Origin of the sequence: Kocuria aegyptia, assembly GCF_039530085.1 — a bacterium.
Classification (GTDB): Bacteria; Actinomycetota; Actinomycetes; order Actinomycetales; family Micrococcaceae; genus Kocuria; species Kocuria aegyptia.
This window is the reverse complement of the sequence record NZ_BAAAOA010000014.1, coordinates 102,707-120,100: the sequence shown is the minus strand read 5'-3', so window position 1 is coordinate 120,100 and position 17,394 is coordinate 102,707. Positions and strand designations below refer to the sequence as shown.

The 17,394-nt window shown below is 73.3% G+C and carries 16 protein-coding genes and 1 riboswitch; of the genes, 7 read left to right on the top strand and 9 right to left on the bottom strand.

The annotated features are described in order from the left end of the window. Window positions 1–49: 49 nt before the first annotated feature. Genes ABD220_RS06010 through ABD220_RS06000 form a run of 3 tightly spaced genes read right to left on the bottom strand, consistent with a single transcriptional unit; the run spans window position 50 to window position 2,498 of the window. A complete protein-coding gene (locus tag ABD220_RS06010) occupies window positions 50–721 on the bottom strand; it encodes an ABC transporter permease (RefSeq protein ID WP_344120719.1) in 672 nt (223 codons plus the stop codon). Next, a complete protein-coding gene (locus ABD220_RS06005) occupies window positions 718–1,392 on the bottom strand; it encodes an ABC transporter permease (protein WP_344120717.1) in 675 nt (224 codons plus the stop codon). The genes ABD220_RS06010 and ABD220_RS06005 overlap by 4 nt, the downstream gene beginning before the upstream one ends. Further along, complete coding sequence (locus ABD220_RS06000; protein WP_344120715.1) at window positions 1,389–2,498, bottom strand: ABC transporter ATP-binding protein; 1,110 nt, start codon at window positions 2,496–2,498, stop codon at window positions 1,389–1,391. Before ABD220_RS06000 ends, ABD220_RS06005 begins: the two co-directional genes overlap by 4 nt. Window positions 2,499–2,614: 116 nt before the next feature. Here ABD220_RS06000 and ABD220_RS05995 point away from each other — a divergent pair, with 116 nt between their 5' ends. Then, window positions 2,615–3,145, top strand: a complete 531-nt coding sequence (locus ABD220_RS05995) for a 2'-5' RNA ligase family protein (protein ID WP_344120713.1) — start codon at window positions 2,615–2,617, stop codon at window positions 3,143–3,145. Window positions 3,146–3,308: 163 nt separating this feature from the next. After that, the gene (locus ABD220_RS05990; RefSeq protein ID WP_344120711.1) at window positions 3,309–3,545 is read left to right on the top strand and encodes a DUF6953 family protein; all 237 of its coding nucleotides are present in this window, start codon (window positions 3,309–3,311) and stop codon (window positions 3,543–3,545) included. A gap of 82 nt (window positions 3,546–3,627) precedes the next feature. Here ABD220_RS05990 and ABD220_RS05985 read toward each other — a convergent pair whose 3' ends face one another. Together ABD220_RS05985 and ABD220_RS05980 are read right to left on the bottom strand one after the other, a co-directional pair. After that, on the bottom strand, window positions 3,628–4,506 hold the full coding sequence (locus ABD220_RS05985; protein WP_344120709.1) for an NAD(P)-dependent oxidoreductase: 879 nt from the start codon (window positions 4,504–4,506) through the stop codon (window positions 3,628–3,630). After that, window positions 4,503–5,945 (bottom strand): four-carbon acid sugar kinase family protein, encoded by a 1,443-nt coding sequence (locus ABD220_RS05980; RefSeq protein ID WP_344120707.1) that lies wholly within the window; start codon window positions 5,943–5,945, stop codon window positions 4,503–4,505. The genes ABD220_RS05985 and ABD220_RS05980 overlap by 4 nt, the downstream gene beginning before the upstream one ends. Before the next feature lie 277 nt (window positions 5,946–6,222). After that, window positions 6,223–6,324, top strand: a riboswitch (glycine riboswitch). Between the two features lie 151 nt (window positions 6,325–6,475). Between ABD220_RS05980 and gcvP the strand changes: the two genes are divergently transcribed. From gcvP to ABD220_RS05960, 4 genes are all read left to right on the top strand, one after another. Next, entirely contained in the window at window positions 6,476–9,355 is a 2,880-nt protein-coding gene (gene gcvP, locus ABD220_RS05975; RefSeq protein ID WP_344120705.1) for an aminomethyl-transferring glycine dehydrogenase, read from the top strand. A 49-nt stretch (window positions 9,356–9,404) separates the two neighbouring features. Continuing rightward, entirely contained in the window at window positions 9,405–10,526 is a 1,122-nt protein-coding gene (gene gcvT / locus ABD220_RS05970; protein WP_344120702.1) for a glycine cleavage system aminomethyltransferase GcvT, read from the top strand. A gap of 72 nt (window positions 10,527–10,598) precedes the next feature. Beyond that, window positions 10,599–10,976, top strand: coding sequence for a glycine cleavage system protein GcvH (gene gcvH, locus ABD220_RS05965; RefSeq protein ID WP_344120700.1), 378 nt, complete (start codon window positions 10,599–10,601; stop codon window positions 10,974–10,976). 200 nt (window positions 10,977–11,176) lie between these two features. Then, complete coding sequence (locus tag ABD220_RS05960) at window positions 11,177–12,607, top strand: L-serine ammonia-lyase (RefSeq protein ID WP_344120698.1); 1,431 nt, start codon at window positions 11,177–11,179, stop codon at window positions 12,605–12,607. A gap of 150 nt (window positions 12,608–12,757) precedes the next feature. On the opposite strand, the gene ABD220_RS05955 is transcribed toward ABD220_RS05960, so the two are convergent. The 3 genes from ABD220_RS05955 to ABD220_RS05945 are packed head-to-tail and all read right to left on the bottom strand — an operon-like array spanning window position 12,758 to window position 15,567. Continuing rightward, the gene (locus ABD220_RS05955; RefSeq protein ID WP_344120697.1) at window positions 12,758–13,984 is read right to left on the bottom strand and encodes an amidohydrolase; all 1,227 of its coding nucleotides are present in this window, start codon (window positions 13,982–13,984) and stop codon (window positions 12,758–12,760) included. 43 nt (window positions 13,985–14,027) lie between these two features. Next, a complete protein-coding gene (locus ABD220_RS05950; protein ID WP_344120695.1) occupies window positions 14,028–14,777 on the bottom strand; it encodes a hypothetical protein in 750 nt (249 codons plus the stop codon). A 34-nt stretch (window positions 14,778–14,811) separates the two neighbouring features. Further along, complete coding sequence (locus ABD220_RS05945; RefSeq protein WP_344120694.1) at window positions 14,812–15,567, bottom strand: DUF5058 family protein; 756 nt, start codon at window positions 15,565–15,567, stop codon at window positions 14,812–14,814. A 195-nt stretch (window positions 15,568–15,762) separates the two neighbouring features. On the opposite strand from ABD220_RS05945, the gene ABD220_RS05940 reads away from it, so the two are divergent. Continuing rightward, entirely contained in the window at window positions 15,763–16,761 is a 999-nt protein-coding gene (locus ABD220_RS05940; RefSeq protein WP_344120692.1) for an AsnC family transcriptional regulator, read from the top strand. 61 nt (window positions 16,762–16,822) lie between these two features. Here the strand turns inward: ABD220_RS05940 and ABD220_RS05935 are convergent, their stop codons facing one another. Further along, window positions 16,823–17,392, bottom strand: coding sequence for a DUF421 domain-containing protein (locus ABD220_RS05935; protein ID WP_344120690.1), 570 nt, complete (start codon window positions 17,390–17,392; stop codon window positions 16,823–16,825). Window positions 17,393–17,394 lie beyond the last annotated feature (2 nt).

Genomic DNA, 17,394 nt, shown 5'->3' with positions numbered 1-17,394 from the left:
CCTGTCGGTCGCTGGCACGGGACGTCAGTGGGTCATGGGCTGCGGCGGGTCAGGCAGCGGCGAGGCGCAGCCCCGGCGAGGTGGACAGCCGCTGGGCCAGCGCCAGGACGGCGTCCACGGCGAGCGCCAGGGCCGCCACGAGCACCACGGAGCCGAGCATCCGGTCGTAGTCGCGCACCGCGAGGCCGTCGATGAGGTAGCGGCCGAGGCCGCCGAGATTGATGTAGGCGACCACGGTCACGGTCCCCACCACCTGCAGCGCGGCGTTGCGGATCCCGCCCAGGATCACGGGCAGGGCGTTGGGCACCTCCACCCGGGTCAGCACCTGACCCCCGGTCATCCCCATCGCCGCCCCGGCGTCCTTGAGCGCCGGGGACACGTTCGCGACCCCGGCGTAGGTCCCCGACAGGATCGGGGGGATCGCCAGCAGGACCAGCGCGATGATCGGCGGCACCAGCCCGAGCCCCAGCAGCAGGGTGAAGAGGGTGAGCAGGCCCAGCGTGGGCAGGGCGCGCAGTGCACCGGCCAGGCCCACGACGACGCCGGAGCCGCGCCCCGTGTGCCCCACCCACAGACCCAGCGGGACCGCCACGGCCAGGGCCACGGCCATCGTCACGCCGCTGTACGTCAGGTGCTCGAGGGTCCGGGCGGGGATGCCGCCGGCCCCGGACCAGTTCTCGGGCCGGGTCAACCACGCCAGGGCGGCGCCCACGAGGCTCATCCGACCACCCCTCTGCGCACGCGCGCGACCGGGGCCGCACCCACCCGTTGCCAGCGCGTCAGCGCGTGGCCGGCCCCCCGCAGCACCAGGTCGAGGAGCACCGCCAGGACCACGGTCAGGACGATGCCCACCACGATCTCCTCGAGGATGGACCGGCGCAGCCCGTCGGTGAACAGGGTGCCGAGGGACTGCACGCCGATCACGGCGCCCACGCTGACCATGGAGATGTTGCTGACGGAGGCGACCCGCAGCCCGGCGACCAGCACGGGCACGGCGAGGGGCAGCTCGACCGCGAAGAAGCGCCGCAGCGGGCGGTAGCCCATCGCGGTGGAGGCCTGCAGGACGTCCCGGTCGACGGACTCGAAGGCGTCCACGGAGGAGCGCACCAGGATGGCCACCACGTAGACGGTCAGGGCCACGACCACGTTCACCACCGAGGTGATCTGCGTGCCGAGGAGCAGGGGCAGCACCACGAACAGGGTCAGGGACGGGATGGTGTAGAGCAGGGAGGAGCCCGTGACGAGCACCGGGCGCAACGTGCGGTTGCGGGCCGCGAGCCGGGCCACCGGGACCGCGACCAGGGCGCCGAGCAGCAGGGGCAGCACCGACTGGAGGAGGTGTGTGCCCGTGAGCTCCAGGACGTAGGGCCAGTTCCGGCTCGTCCAGGTCATCGGGACGCCCGCCCGCCGAGGCGCGCGTCCTCGATGGCCGCGATGATCTCCCCCGGGTGCATGATCCCGACCGCGCGGCCGTCGTCGTCGACGACCACGGCGAGGCCCGACGGCGAGGACAGGGCCGCGTCCAGGGCGCTGCGCAGGGAGCTGCCGGGCCGGTGCAGGGTGCCGCCGACCACGGGGTCGTCCTCCGCGCCGGGGCGCACCCAGCCACGGGGGGCGCCGTCGTCGTCGACCCGCAGCGTCCATCCGTCGGGGACCCGCCCGTCCCCGGCCCCGACCACGCCCTGGCGGCCGTCCGGGCGCACGGTGGCCACCGGGTGCACGGGGATGTCGTGGGCCGAGTCGAAGGTCAGGGAGCGGAAGCCGCGGTCCCGGCCCACGAAGTCCGCCACGAAGTCGTCGGCGGGCGCGCGCAGCAGCTCCTCCGGGGTGGCGTACTGCGCGAGCCGCCCGCCCGTGGCGAAGACGGCCACCCGGTTGCCGAGCAGGATCGCCTCGTCGATGTCGTGGGTGACGAACACGATGGTGCGGTGCAGCCGGCGCTGGAGGTCCAGCAGCTCGCGCTGCAGGTCCTGGCGCACCACGGGGTCCACGGCGGAGAACGGCTCGTCCATCAGCAGGACCGGCGGGTCGGCGGCGAGCGCCCGGGCCACGCCCACGCGCTGCTGCTGACCGCCCGAGAGCTGGGAGGGGTAGCGGGAGCCCAGGGCCTCGTCGAGCCCCACGGTGCTCAGCAGCTCACGGGCCCGTTCCCGCGCCTGCCGCTTCGGGACGCCGTTGAGCCGGGGGACGGTGGCGACGTTGTCCACCACGGTCCGGTGCGGTAGCAGCCCCGACTGCTGCATGACGTAGCCCATGGAGCGGCGCAGCTCGTGGGAGGGCACGGACGTGACGTCGCGACCCTCCACCGTCACGGTGCCGGAGGTGGGCTCCACCATGCGGTTGATCATCCGCAGGGAGGTGGTCTTGCCGCAGCCGGACGGGCCCACGAACACGGTGAGGGACCCGCGGGGGATCTCGAGGTCGAGGGCTTCCACGGCAGTGGTCCCGTCCGGGTACGTCTTGCCGGCGCCCTCGAAACGGATCGCGATGTCGCGCATGGAGGTCCTCCCGATTGCCGTCCGGCCAGTATAGGCAAGCCCGGCGGGCCCCCAGCTAGACTCGCCTCCACCGGAAGCGGCCCCTCCGGGCCGGCTGCCGACGCGCGAGGAGGCGGATGATGCACAGCCTGGAGCTGCTGCTCGGCGAGGACTCCGAGGCGGCCGTGCGCGCCGACTGGGACCGGCTGGCCGCGGCGGGGCTGCCCAGCTCCGGGCGGCACCGCTCCGAGTCCAACCGCCCCCACATCACCCTGGTGGCCGCCCCGTCCCTGGCCCCGGAGACCGTGCCGGAGGTCGACGAGCGGGTCGCTGCGGCCGCCGGGTTCGTGGACCTGCCGCTGACCACTGCCGGCGTGCTGCTGTTCGGCCCCGGCCGGGGCGGCTACGTGGTGGTCCGCCAGGTCGTGACCACCCCCGAGCTGCTCGAGCTGCACCGGCGGGTCTGCGCCGCCGTGGGCGCGGTTCCCGGGCAGGTCCGCACCTCGTTCCCCGGCGCCTGGACCCCGCACGTCACCCTGGCCCGCCGGATGCGCCCGGACCAGGTGGCCGCAGCGCTCGACCTCCTGGCCCCGCACCCCGAGCCGCTGCGCGCCGTGGCCCTGCGCCGCTGGGACGCAGACACCCGCACCGTGGTGCACCTGGCCTGAGCCCCGGCCCGGGCTCCGTCGAGGACGGCCGCGAACAGGCTCCGGCCGCTTCGGTCAGCACGACGTCCGGGCGCCACGTGCAGCTCGGCAAGCACCACCCCGTCCGATTCCCCGTCCGATCCCTCGTGCCGATGACGGGCGCGCAGCCGCGTAGGCTCGGGGCATGACGAGCGCACAGGACATCGCCACCTGGATGATCGACCGCATCCGCACCGAGGGACGGCTGTCCCAGGACCAGGCCGTCCAGGACATCCCCGAGACCTTCGGCCCGGAGTGGGTCCGGACCCTGGAGAACGGCCACACCGGGATCAGCAAGGAGGTCCTCGCGGAGTTCCGCAAGGCCCACGGCGGCACGGTGCAGTGGGACCGCGACCGCCGCTTCTGGTCCCCCAAGAGCTGATCCGCAGGGCAGCTCCCCGGGAGCACCCGAGCGCCGGCTCCGTTCCGTGCCGGGCGGCGCGCCGCCCGGCACGGGAACCCGGTCAGCGGGAGCGGAGGACGTCGAAGACCACGGAGTCGTCGTGCCGGCCGTGGCCCTCGCGGCGGCCGCGCACGTAGAGCTGCTCGGCCGCGGAGGCCAGCGGCACCGGCTGGTCGACCGCCCGGGCCGCGTCCGTGACCAGGCCCATGTCCTTGACGAAGATGTCCAGGGCCGAACGGACCTCGGCCTGGTCGCCCTGCAGCATCCGCGGACCGCGGTCCTCGAACATGAAGGACGTGGCGGCGCCGGTCGAGAGCACCTCGAGGCACTGCGCCGCGTCCAGGCCCATGGAGTCCGCCAGGGCCAGCGCCTCGCCCGCCACGGCGATGTGCACGCCGCACAGCAGCTGGTTGACCACCTTGAAGCGCTGCCCGTCGCCCACCCGGGGACCGACGACCGGGGCGTTGCCGGCCATCGCGTCGAGCAGCGGCCGGACCGCGTCGACGTCCTCCACCGCGCCGCCGACCATCACGAGCAGGTCCCCGGTGGCGGCGCGCGCCGTCCCCCCGGACACCGGCGCGTCGACGACCCGCACGCCGCGGCCCTCGAGGCCCTGCGCGCAGGACTCCAGGGCCTGGGGCCCGACGGTCGCCATCACGAGCAGGACCGTGTCCGGGCCGAGGGCGTCGGCGATGCCGCGCTCGCCGAACAGGACGTCGTGCAGCTGCGCCCCGGTCGCCACCATGACGACGACGACATCGGCTCCTGCCGCCGCGTCCCGGGGATCGGGCAGCAGCTCCAGGGCCTCGCCCACGACCTCCCCGGCGCGGGGCGAGACGTCGAAGCCGCGGACGGGAAAGCCGGCGCGGGCCAGGGTGAGGGCCATGGGAGCACCCATGGCGCCCAGTCCCAGGAAGCCGACGGACAGCGGTGTGCTCATGACTGGTGCTCCTCGGGGTCGACGTTGCGCGGAGGTTCCCCGTGCGGGGCCGGTCGGCCGCGCCGCGGGTCCTGCGACCGGGCCAGCTCGGCCGCCCGGTCGAGGACGTCCACGACGTCGGCGAGGGCGCTCTCCCCGCCCACGTTGCCGGGGAACACCACGTAGGGTCCGCCCCGCGTGGTCTCCGGCGCGTCGGTGGGCTGGAACATCGAGATCTGGCCGGGGAAGAACTGACCGGCCACGGTGGCCCGGCGCATCCCGAGGCCGCGGTGGGCCACCTCGTGGGAGGTGATCCCGCCCTTGGCCACGACCCACGCCGGGCGGGCCTGCGCCACCCCGTGCACGACCTCCACGAGCGCGTCGGAGACCGACCGCGCAATGGCCAGCGACTCCTCGGGGTCGTCCGTGCGCACCAGTTCGCGGCTCGTCCACACGACCGCGTCGCGGCCCTCGAGCGCCGCGCGGATCCGCGCGACGGCATCGGCCACGTAGCCGGGACGGGCGGCGTCGTCGTCGAGCAGGGTGGGCACGTGCAGCTCGACCTCGAAGAGGTCGCGCCGCTCGCGCAGCTCGGCGAGCTGGCGGTTGGTGAGCCCGACGTGGGACCCGACGGCCACGAGTCCGTGCGGGAGGCGCCCGGGGCCCACGACGATGTCCTCGGGACCGAGCAGGCGCGAGTCGGCGAGACCGGCGAGAGGCCGCACGAACGACGGACCGCACCGGGTCACGAAGGTCCGCCCCTCCGACTCCAGCACCGCGAGGGCCTCCGCCACGGTGTCGAGGTCCGCGTAGCTCGTGGCGTTGACGACCACCCAGGCCCGGTCCCGGGCCCCGCGCAGGATCTCCGCGACGGCAGGCACGCCCCCGGAGCGGATGTCCTCGAGACCGATGGAGAGGATTCCCGAGCGCTCCAGCGCCCCTCCGGAGCGCTCCACGAGGAAGTCCTTGAGGTCCGAGGAGGTGTAGCCGAACGTCGCGTCGGCGGCGAAGTCGGTCTCCCCCACGGGCGTCGGGCGCCCCTGCAGCACCGCGTAGTGGACGTCGTCCTCGGTGTACCGTCCCGCCTCGATCATGGCCGGGGCGAGGAGGAACCCGTCGACCGCCACCCCGTGCCGCTCCAGGACGTCCGCCAGGGCCGTGGGCTCGGCGACGACGTGCCCGCGCAGGGTGGAGTCGCTGCGGGAGACGAGGTGGGGCAAGGGCAGGTGCTCGGCCGCGAGGCGCTCCAGCACCGCCGAGACGAGCTCGGTATTGATCGCCACGGCCTCGGGCTCGGGCCGGGCCCGGCTGTTGGTGAGCACGAAGCAGGTGCGCCCGGGGTGCCGGACCACGTCCAGCACGGGCTCGGCGTCGAGCTCGAGGACGACGTCGACGTCGTGGACGCACTGGGACCCGGTGGGGTCGTCGTCGAGCACGAGCAGGGTCCGTGGAGCGGTCATCCGCAGGGCTCCTCTGATGGGCGGGTTCGGGACGGCCCGGAGCGGAAGGAGTCCCGGGCCGAGGCGCCGGGTCCCGTCCGGAGGGGAGCGGCGGCGGGCCCGCCCGTCCGCACCGGCATCCGCAGGACATGCCCGACACATAAGATGTCAGACATCTTATGTGAGCTGGAGCACGTCGTCAATCCACGTCCTGCGTACGCCGCCGTGCCCCGGGCTCCCCGCGTGACGGTGGACACCCCTTTCCCGATCCGGCTATCCTGGACGCTGAAGACGCCCATGAATCGTGGTGGGAGAGTCCCCCGGTCCATCCGGACCGGCGGGCGCCGTAGGAGCAATTCCTCCCCAGGAAACTCTCAGGCCCCTGTACCACCACGGTTCGGCAACTCTGGAAAGCAGCCCGGCGCGCGTCGCCGGACTCACCGACGGTGCAAGCGGCCCCCCGGCCGCGGAATCTCTCAGGTCCCAGACAGAGCGGGGAGGAACTCGAACCGATCCACGCCGCCCTGGCGTGCAGCACCCGGGAGTTCCTCATGACGATCCAGCTCGCGACCACGTCCCCCACGACGGCCTTCGCCGATCGGCACATCGGTGCCCGTCCCGACGACCTGCAGACCATGCTCGCCCGCGTGGGCCGGACCAGCCTCGACGACCTGGCGGACGCCGCCGTGCCCGCCGACATCCGTCAGCGCACCCCCCTGGACCTGCCCGCGGCGCTCAGCGAGCAGGAGGCGCTCGAGCGCCTGCGCGCCTTCGCGAACCGCAACACCACGGCCGTGCAGATGATCGGGCAGGGCTACTACGACACCCACACGCCCCCGGTGATCCAGCGCAACGTGCTGGAGTCCCCGGGCTGGTACACCGCCTACACCCCCTATCAGCCCGAGATCTCCCAGGGACGCCTGGAGGCGCTGCTGAACTTCCAGACCATGGTCGCCGACCTCACGGGGCTGCCGGTGGCCAACGCCTCGCTGCTGGACGAGGCCACGGCGGTGGTCGAGGCCGTGCTGCTGATGCGCCGGGCCAACAAGGCCCGCGGCAACGGGGCGATCGTCGTCGACGCCGACACGCTGCCGCAGACCCTGGCCGTGGTGCTGGCCCGCGCCGAGGCCCTGGGCTTCGCCGTGCGGGTCGCCGATCTCACCGAAGGCCTGCCCGAGGGCGAGATCACCGGCGTGGTCCTGCAGCAGCCCGGGACCTCCGGGCGGGTCGCCGACCACGCCGCGGTGATCGCCGAGGCCAAGGAGCGCGGGGCGATGGTCACGGTCGCGGCCGACCTGCTGGCCCTGACGCTGATCACCCCGCCCGGCGAGCAGGGCGCGGACATCGCGGTGGGCTCCTCCCAGCGTTTCGGGGTCCCCCTGTTCTTCGGCGGTCCGCACGCGGCCTACATGGCGGTGCGCTCCGGCCTGGAGCGGAACCTGCCCGGCCGCCTGGTCGGCGTCTCCAGGGACGCCACGGGCCGGGCCGCCTACCGGCTGGCGCTGCAGACGCGCGAGCAGCACATCCGCAGGGAGAAGGCCACCTCCAACATCTGCACCGCCCAGGCACTGCTGGCCGTCGTGGCCGGCATGTACGCCGTGCACCACGGCCCCGAGGGGCTCAAGGCCATCGCCGGCCGCGTGCACGACCGCGCCCGGACCCTGGCCACCGTGCTGCGGGGCGCCGGCCACGAGCTCGGCACGGAGCAGTTCTTCGACACCCTCACCGTGGGAGTTCCCGGGCGGGCGGGCCAGGTGGTCCGCGCGGCCGAGGCCCGCGGTGTGAACCTGCGGCACGTCGACGCCGACCACGTCGGGATCTCCTGCGACGAGACGACCACGGAGCAGCACCTCGTGCTCGTCGCCGAGGCCTTCGGCGTGACGGACGCGGCCGCGGCGGTCGCCGCCGGACCGCGCGGTCTCCAGCTGGACGCGGGGCTGCGGCGCACCACGGAGTTCCTCACCCACCCGGTGTTCTCCGCCCACCGCTCCGAGACGCAGATGCTGCGCTACCTGCGGCGCCTGGAGAACCGCGACCTGGCCCTGGACCGGACGATGATCCCGCTGGGCTCCTGCACCATGAAGCTCAACGCCACCGCCGAGATGGCCGCCATGAGCTGGCCCGAGTTCGCCTCGATCCACCCGCTGGCCCCGGCCCACCAGACCACCGGCTGGCGCGAGCTGATCGCCGACCTGTCGGGCCGCCTGCAGGAGATCACCGGCTACGCGGCGGTGTCCCTCCAGCCCAACGCCGGCTCCCAGGGCGAGCTGGCCGGCCTGCTGGCCATCCGCGGCTACCACCGCTCCCGCGGCGAGGAGCAGCGCACCGTCTGCCTCATCCCGGCCTCGGCCCACGGCACCAACGCCGCCTCCGCGGTCCTGGCCGGCATGAAGGTCGTGGTGGTGAAGACGGCCGCCGACGGCACGATCGACCACGCCGACCTGGACGCGAAGATCGAGGCCCACCGCGAGCAGCTGGCCGCCATCATGATCACGTACCCCTCCACCCACGGGGTCTACGACGCCGACGTGCGCCTGGTCTGCGACGCCGTCCACGGCGCCGGCGGGCAGGTGTACATCGACGGGGCCAACCTCAACGCCCTGGTCGGGCTGGCGCAGCCGGGCAGGTTCGGCGGGGACGTGTCCCACCTGAACCTGCACAAGACCTTCTGCATCCCGCACGGCGGCGGCGGGCCCGGCGTCGGACCCGTGGCCGTGGCCGCGCACCTGGCCCCCTTCCTGCCCGGTGACGCCACCGGCGCCGAGGCCGACGGGGCCGACGGGGCGGCCGGCGCGCCGATCTCGGCCACGATGTTCGGCTCCGCCGGAGTGCTGCCGATCTCCTGGGCCTACATCGCGATGATGGGCGGCGACGGCCTCACCCGGGCCACGCAGACCGCGCTCCTGACGGCGAACTACGTCGCCACCGCGCTGAACGAGCACTACCCGGTGCTCTACACCGGCAACAACGGGCTGGTCGCCCACGAGTGCATCCTGGACCTGCGGGCGCTCACGGCCCGCACCAAGGTGACCGCCGAGGACGTGGCCAAGCGGCTGATCGACTTCGGGTTCCACGCCCCGACCCTCTCCTTCCCGGTGGCCGGGACGCTGATGGTGGAGCCGACCGAGTCCGAGGACCTCGCCGAGATCGACCGGTTCATCACCGCGATGACCGTCATCCGCGCGGAGATCGAGCAGGTCGCCCGCGGCGAGCTCAGCGCCGAGGACAGCCCGCTGCGCCACGCCCCGCACACCGCCGAGGTCGTGGCCGCGAGCGACTGGGACCGCCGCTATCCCCGCGAGCAGGGCGCCTTCCCCGTCCCGGAACTGCGCCAGGACAAGTACTTCCCGCCGGTCGGGCGCATCGACGGCGCCGCCGGGGACCGCAACCTGGTCTGCTCCTGCCCGGCCCCCGAGGCCTTCGAGAACTGATCCGGCACCCCCCCCTGCCACGGACCACATCGCCACGAAAGGCAACGACATGAGCGTCAGCACCACCTCCCGGCACACCGCCCTGCACGGCGAGCACGCCGCGCTGGGGGCGTCCTTCACCGACTTCGGCGGCTGGGACATGCCCCTGAAGTACGGCTCAGAGCTGGCCGAGCACCGCGCCGTGCGCACGGCCGCCGGCCTGTTCGACCTCTCCCACATGGGCGAGATCCGGGTGAGCGGACCGGACACCACGACCTTCCTGAACTCGGCGCTGGTGGGCAACCTCGCCGCGGTCGCCGTGGGCCGGGCCAAGTACTCCCTCGTCTGCACCCCCGAGGGCGGGATCATCGACGACCTGATCAACTACCGGCTGGCCGAGCAGGAGTACCTGGTGGTGCCCAACGCCGGCAACGCCCCGGCCGTGCTCGCCGCCCTGCAGGAGCGGGCCGCCGGCTTCGACGTCACCGTGGCCGACGAGTCCGCCGAGACCTCGCTGATCGCCGTCCAGGGGCCGGCCGCCCAGGCGATCGTCCAGGAACTGGTCCCCGCCGGGCAGCAGCAGCTGGTCGCCGAGCTGAAGTACTACGCCGCCGCGCCGGCCACCGTGGCCGGGATCGACGTGCTGCTCGCCCGCACCGGCTACACCGGGGAGGACGGCTTCGAGCTCTACGTGCCCGAGGCCCAGGCCGTGCCGCTGTGGAAGGCGCTCCTGGAGGCCGGCCAGGGCCACGGGCTCGTCCCCTGCGGCCTCGCCTGCCGCGACTCCCTGCGCCTGGAGGCCGGGATGCCGCTCTACGGCCAGGAGCTCACCCGGGACCTCACCCCGTACGAGGCCGGCCTCGGCCGGGTCGTCTCCTTCACGAAGGACGAGGACTTCGTGGGCCGCACCGCCCTGGAGGCCCGCAAGGCCGCCGGGACGGACCGCACGCTGGTCGGCCTGCGCGGCGAGGGCCGGCGCGCGGCCCGCGGCCACTACCCCATCAGCGTGGCCGGCCAGGTCGTCGGGGAGGTCACCTCGGGGGCGCTGAGCCCGACCCTGGGCTACCCCATCGCCATGGCCTACGTCGACAACGCGCACGCCGAGCCCGGCACGCAGGTGCAGGTCGACCTGCGCGGCAAGCCGGTGCCCTTCGAGGTCGTGGCCCTGCCCTTCTACCGGCGTGGACAGTGACCCCGCCCGATCCGCCCCGGCACACCGTTCCACCACCCGTCGTCCTCCCCTGCTGCTGAAAGGCTTCCGACCATGAGCACCATCCCCTCCCACCTGCGCTACTCCGCCGAGCACGAATGGGTGGACGAGTCCTCCCCCGTGAAGGTCGGGCTGTCCGCGGTCGCGGTCGACGCCCTCGGCGACGTCGTCTACCTCGACCTGCCCGAGGCCGGCTCCACCGTCACCGCCGGCGAGGTCTGCGGCGAGGTGGAGTCCACCAAGTCCGTCTCCGAGCTCTTCGCCCCGGTCTCCGGCACGGTGGTGGAGGTGAACACGGCCGTCGTGGACGAGCCCGGCCTGGTGAACTCCGACCCGTACGGGGACGGCTGGCTGTTCACCGTGGAGGTCACCGGCGAGGGCGAGCTGCTCAGCGCCGAGCAGTACGAGCGGGCCCAGGAGGAGCAGGCATGAGCACGCAGCACGACGCCGGGACCCAGGACCCGGGCCTCCCGTTCCACGGGGGTCCGGCACCGCTGGGCGAGGGCTGAGCACGCGCCGCACCAGGACACCGTCGAGGACCGTGGTGCGGGCCGGGCCCCGGCCCGCTCCACGACCGTTCCACCCACCGCCGCCCCGCACCGGGGCACCACCTCCATTGGAGCATCACCGTCATGGCCATCAGCGTCTTCGAACTGTTCACCGTGGGCATCGGGCCCTCGAGCTCCCACACCGTCGGGCCCATGCGCGCCGCACGGCGCTTCGCACAGACCCTGGCCGGGGGTGAGCTGCTGGAGCGCACCGCGGGCCTGCGCGTGGACGTCTACGGGTCGCTGGCCGCGACCGGCCGCGGTCACGGCACCTTCACCGCGATCCTGCTCGGCCTGGAGGGCTACGACCCCGAGACGGTCCTTCCCGGCCAGGTGGACGAGCGGCTCACCGACCTCGCCGCCACCGGGACGCTGCGGCTGTGCGCGGCCCTCGGGCACCGCCGGGACCTCCCCTACCGGGTCGAGGACATGGTGCAGCACCCGCTGACCGTCCTGGAACGGCACACCAACGGCATGCGCTTCCAGGCCCTGGACGCCTCCGGCGCCGTGCTGGCCGACGAGACCTGGTTCTCCGTGGGCGGCGGATTCATCGTCCGCGAGGGCGCGGAGGACGCCGCCGCTGCGGAGCTGGACGCCGCCAGCGCCCAGGTGCCCCACCCCTTCCGCACCGCCGAGCAGCTGCTGGCCCACTGCGGGCGCACCGGCATGCCGATCAGCGGGGTGATGCTGGCCAACGAGCGGACGTGGCGCGGCGAGGACGAGATCCGGCAGCAGCTGCTGCACATCTGGCAGGTCATGGAGGAGTGCAAGGACTCCAGCCTGCGGCGCACCGGGCCGCTGCCGGGTGGGCTGAACGTCGCCCGCCGCGCCCCGGAGTGGCACCGGCGCCTGCGCACCGAGGACCCGGACCGGGACCCGGGGTTCTGGCAGGAGTGGGTGAACCTCGTGGCCCTGGCGGTCAACGAGGAGAACGCCTCCGGCGGACGAGTGGTCACCGCCCCCACCAACGGGGCGGCCGGCATCATCCCGGCGGTGCTGTTCTACGCCACCCACTACTCCCCCGCCGCGCGCGCCGCCGCCGCGGAGGGCCCCGAGGCCCTCGAGGCGGCCCGGCGGGACATCGTGGTCCGCTTCCTGCTGGCGGCCGGGGCGGTCGGGGTGCTCTACAAGGAGCAGGCCTCGATCTCCGGGGCGGAGGTCGGCTGCCAGGGCGAGGTCGGCTCGGCCTCCTCGATGGCCGCCGCCGGTCTCGCCGAGGTCCTGGGCGGGACCCCGGCCCAGGTGGAGAACGCCGCGGAGATCGCCATGGAGCACAACCTCGGACTGACCTGCGACCCCATCGGCGGACTGGTGCAGATCCCCTGCATCGAGCGCAACGCGATCGCCGCGGCCAAGGCGATCAACGCCGCCAAGATGGCGATGTGGGGTGACGGCACCCACCGGGTCAGCCTCGACGAGGTCATCGTGACCATGCGCGAGACCGGCAAGGACATGAGCCACAAGTACAAGGAGACCGCTCTGGGCGGGCTCGCCGTCAACGTGGTGGAGTGCTGACCGCGAGACGCTGAGCCCGCCGGTCCGGACGGCCATGTCGGCGCGGACCGGCGGGCGCCGAGCTTCCACCGGTCCGGGGGGACGTGGCGCGCACGGCCGGCGCGGACAGGGCGCACGCGGTCCGGGCAGCGGTCACGCCGGGCCGAGCGGTCAGCGGCCCACGCGGGAGAGGATCGCGGTGAGGGCGGCCCGCACCCCGGTGCAGAGCGTCGGCTCGATCGCCGGGGCGAAGAACGGGGAGTGGTTCACCGGCACGGGCCCCTCCCCCTCGAGGGTGGCCGCGTCGTGACCGCCGAACATCCAGAACACCGAGGGCACCCCGATCGCCGCGCCGAGGGCCCCGAAGTCCTCCGAGCCCATCACCGGTTCGATCTCCACCACGTTGTCCTCCCCCAGCACCCCCCGGAACCGCTCGACGAGAGCGGCGGTGGCCTGGGGGTCGTTGTAGTTGCGGGGGAACGTCGAAATCTCCTCGATGCCCGGCTCCGGGGCCCCGGAGGCCGCCGCCTCCGCGGCGATGATCCGTCGCAGCGCCCCCAGGACGTGGTCACGGACGGCAGGGTCGAAGGTGCGCACGTTGAGCGTGAACTCGGCCGACGCCGGGATGATGTTCTCCTTCAGCCCGCCATGGAAGGTCGCGACGGTGACCACCGCGGCCCGGCGCGCGTCGATCTCGCGGGAGACCACGGTCTGGATACGGGTGATCATGTGCGCCCCGAGCACGATCGGGTCGGTGGCGTCCTGCGGCTGGGACGCGTGCGCCCCCTTGCCGTGGACGGTGACCCGCCACGAGTCGGCCATCGCCATGGCGTCGCCCGCCGACCAGCTGACCGTGCCGGCCCGGGAGGGCATCACGTGCTGGCCGAGGACGACCTCCGGCAGCGGTGCCTTCTCCCACAGCCCGTCCTCGAGCATGGCCCGGGCGCCGGCGGCCGTCTCCTCCCCGGGCTGGAACACGAGCACCACGGTCCCGGCCCAGGCCTCCCGGGCGCCGGCCAGCAGCTCGGCGGCCGTCAGCAGCACGGCCATGTGCGTGTCGTGGCCGCACCCGTGCATCACGGGGACCTCGGTCCCGTCCTCCAGCCGCCCGGTGGCCGTGCTGGCGTAGTCCACCCCGGTGTCCTCGGCCAATGGCAGCCCGTCGGTGTCGGCGCGGAAGGCCACCGTGGGCCCGTCGCCGTTGCGCAGCACCCCGACGACCCCGGTGCCCCCGCACCGGAAGTTCTCGATGCCCAGCGCGGTGAGCCGCTGCTCGAGCAGGGCCGCCGTGGCGTGCTCCTGCATGGACAGCTCCGGGTGGGCGTGCAAGTGCCGGTAAAGCTCGTGCATCCGCTGCCGCAGGTCCTCGGTCAGCTGCAAATCCGTGGTCGTGCTCATGGGGTGGGATCCTTTCGGGAGAACAGGCCTGGTCGAGACATTCCTAGTCGATGCTGAACTCGTCCTCCGGGTCCTTCAGCGTGGACTCGACGGGATCAACTTGAGCCGACCTGTCGCGCAGGAACCAGGCCAGCACGGCGGTGAGGATCACCGCGATGGCGGTGCCGAAGAAGGCCAGGGCGGGCATCGTCGGCACCAGCAGGAACACCACGGCCGCGGCGATGACGCCGGCGATGATCGTGACCCGGAGGTTGCGGGTCGAGACGATGGCCTGCACCAGCACCGCGCCCAGCACGGAGGGCAGGATGTAGGTCCGCACCACGGCGATGACCTCGGGCGGGACCACGCTGACCAGCCAGGTGCCGAGGAAGCCGACGAGGATCAGGAGCGAGATCAGGTGCACCATGGCGGCTCCGCCGATGGCCATCACCGCCGCGAGCTCGCCCTTGCGGGTGCCGGGCTTGGCGCCGATGGCCGACTGGGCGATCAGCGCCGAGGGCAGCAGCTTGTTGGAGATGTTGCCGATCATGAACGCCTGGTACATCGAGGCCTGGCCCAGGATCGGATAGTAAGTCAGCGGTTCCACGACCCACAGCACCCCGAAGGTGCCGGCGATGGCCAGCAGCGCGGTGAAGATCTTGACCTGGTCCACCTCCAGGCCGGAGAAGAACACGAGGTAGGCCGGTCCGGCCAGGGAGAAGAACAGGCCGACGAGCATGGTCAGCCGGCCCCAGCGGGCCGTGGTGGCGTCGAACGTCTGCAGGGCGGCGGCAGAGGAGGTCACAGAGGTCATGGCGGAATTCCTTCGTCGTTTTCGAGAGCGCGGATCAGGCGGCGGGGAACACGCCGGTGCCGACGGTGAGGTAGGTGACGACCAGAGCGGTGAGAATGGCGAAGCCCAGCGCCCACTCCCGGATCCATTGGCGCTTCAGCGCCTTGGCGATGCCCAGGCACACCGCCATCACGGCCGCCGAGGCGACGAAGGCCACCACGTGATTGCCCGACTTCGGCAACTCCGCCAGGCCGAGGGCGAAGAACGCCCCGAGCAGGGCCGCTCCGGGAACGACCGTCATCACGGCGGGGTTGACCTTGCGCAGATTGACGTCGCCGCGCTTGAGCAGCGGGGTGAGGATCAGCGTGGCGAGCATCCACATCGCCCCGCCCAGGCTCATGGCCATGAACGCCACGGCGAACACGCTCTGTGTGTAGGTCGGACCGCCCAGGTCGGCCCCCATGGTGCCCGCGGCGATGCTGGCCGCACCGGTCTCGAAGGACACCGATCCGATCAGCCCGATCCGGACCAGCACGGCCGGGGTGCCGAAGACGGTCAGCAGCGCCACGGCCACCAGGGCCACGGCCAGGGACGGCCCGACCGCGGAGACGGCCCCGGCGCGGAAGGACGTCTTCAGTTCTGTCGGGCTCATCCCGGCGGCCGGGGCGGCCACGCGGGCGGCCTTCACGTAGATGACGGTCTGGACGACGATGACGGCGAAGACACCGAGGGCGCAGATCCACAGCACGGGCAGGTTGGCCACGGACAGGATGTCGGTGGAGGCGCCGTCGACAACGGTGCGCAGGTTCATGGGAACTCCCAGGGAGGATCGGACGAACACAGGAAAGGCTCGCGGAGCAGTGACAAGACCCCACCGGTCCGGGGCGGGACCACGGTGTCCCCGTCGGTGTGATGCCTCTTCCCTGAGATTGACGTGACAGCGGTCACTATGCGGCAATATTCGTAGAAACGTGCACTCACATACTCCTATTCCGAAGGAACCTGCATGGAACTGCCCGCGGAAGACCTCGAGCTGATCCACGCCCTGCAGATCGCCCCGCGGGCCACGTGGACCCAGCTGGGGGCGGCCCTCGGCCGTCACCCCACCACCCTCGCCGCCCGTTGGGAACGGCTCCGAGCTGACGGCCGCGCCTGGGTCACCGGCCACCCCGGTTCCCAGGGCTGCGCCACGTTCATCGGCCTGGAGTGCCGTCCGGGCCACCGGGCCGAGGTGCTGGAACGGCTGTGCGCCTCCTCGCAGATCGCCACCGTGGAGGAATCCGCGCGCGCCGCCGACGTGCGACTCACCGTCCTCACCCGCAGCTGGCAGCAACTGGCCCGGGACGTGCTGCCGCTGCTGCGCGCCGACCCGGCCATCCTGCGCACCCAGGTCACCGTGACCACCAGGCTGTACGCGATCGGCAACAACTGGCGCCTGGACGTGCTGACCCCCGACCAGCAGCGCCGCGTGGCCGCCCTGCACCCCGAGGCGCTCCGGCCGCCCGGAGCCACCCCAACCGGCCTCACGGAAATGACGGCTGTGCTCCAACGCGACGGGCGCGCCACCGCGGCCCAGATCGCAGCGGCCACCGGGACCCACCCCACCACAGCGGCCCGGCAGCTGCGGGAGGCGATCGAAACCGGCCTGATCGCCTTGCGCTGCGAACTGGCGCAGGCCCACTGCGGCTACCCCGTGCCGTGCCAGTGGTACGTCCGGGTACCGCCGGCCCAGCTCGAGGCGGCCGTGCGCTACCTGCGCTCCTTCCGCACTCTGCGCCTGTGCGCTTCCACCACCGGGGACACCAATTTCACCTTCTTCATGTGGCTGCGCACCCCGGAGGACATCCTCGACGTCGAGGCGGGACTGCAGGCCACCGCGCCCGGGGTCCAGGTGGTGGAGTCCGACGTGGGGGTGCGGACCCACAAGCGCATGGGCTGGCTGCTGCGCGACGACACGACGGCGACCGGCGAGGTGGTGACCGGGCCCGGGCCGGCCGCCCCGTAACGCCGTCCGCCCTCGCCTTCCGGGGCAGGCGCGGCGCAGCGGACGTGGCCCACGGTGGCTCTCAGTCCCCTCCCGGCTCCCGCAGGAGGTCCGCCGGGACCAGGTGCGCGTCCCGGACGCCCTCGAGCAGCCGGGGGTCGACCGGCCTGCCGCGCCGCAGGACGCTGATCGTGCCGGCCGCCTCGAAGACCACGCACGCGACCTCGTCGGGGCCGCGCACTCCCGCGCGCCGCAGGGCGCCGAAGAGCTCGGACTCCACCACGTGGACCCGGCGGAGGTTGTCCTCGAGCACCCGGTCGCCGGCCATCAGCAGCACCGCCCGGTTGTTCATCAGCGCGGACACGCGGATCCCCGCGCGGAGCCGGCCGAAACCGGCCTCGAGCGCGAACAGGGTGCCGAGCCCCAGCACGCCCGCGGCGAGCGTGGGGGTGTCCCCCAGGACCGCGCGCCCGGCCACGGCGCCGAGCATGACCACCACGACCGCGTCGAAGGTGGACAGCCGGGACAGCACGCGCTGCCCGAGGAGCCGCACCATGAGCAGGAACGCCAGGTAGATCCCCACGGCCGAGGCCACCACCGCCACCGCCCCGGCGGCGTCCACGCCCAGACGGGCCACGACGTCGTCGAGCACGG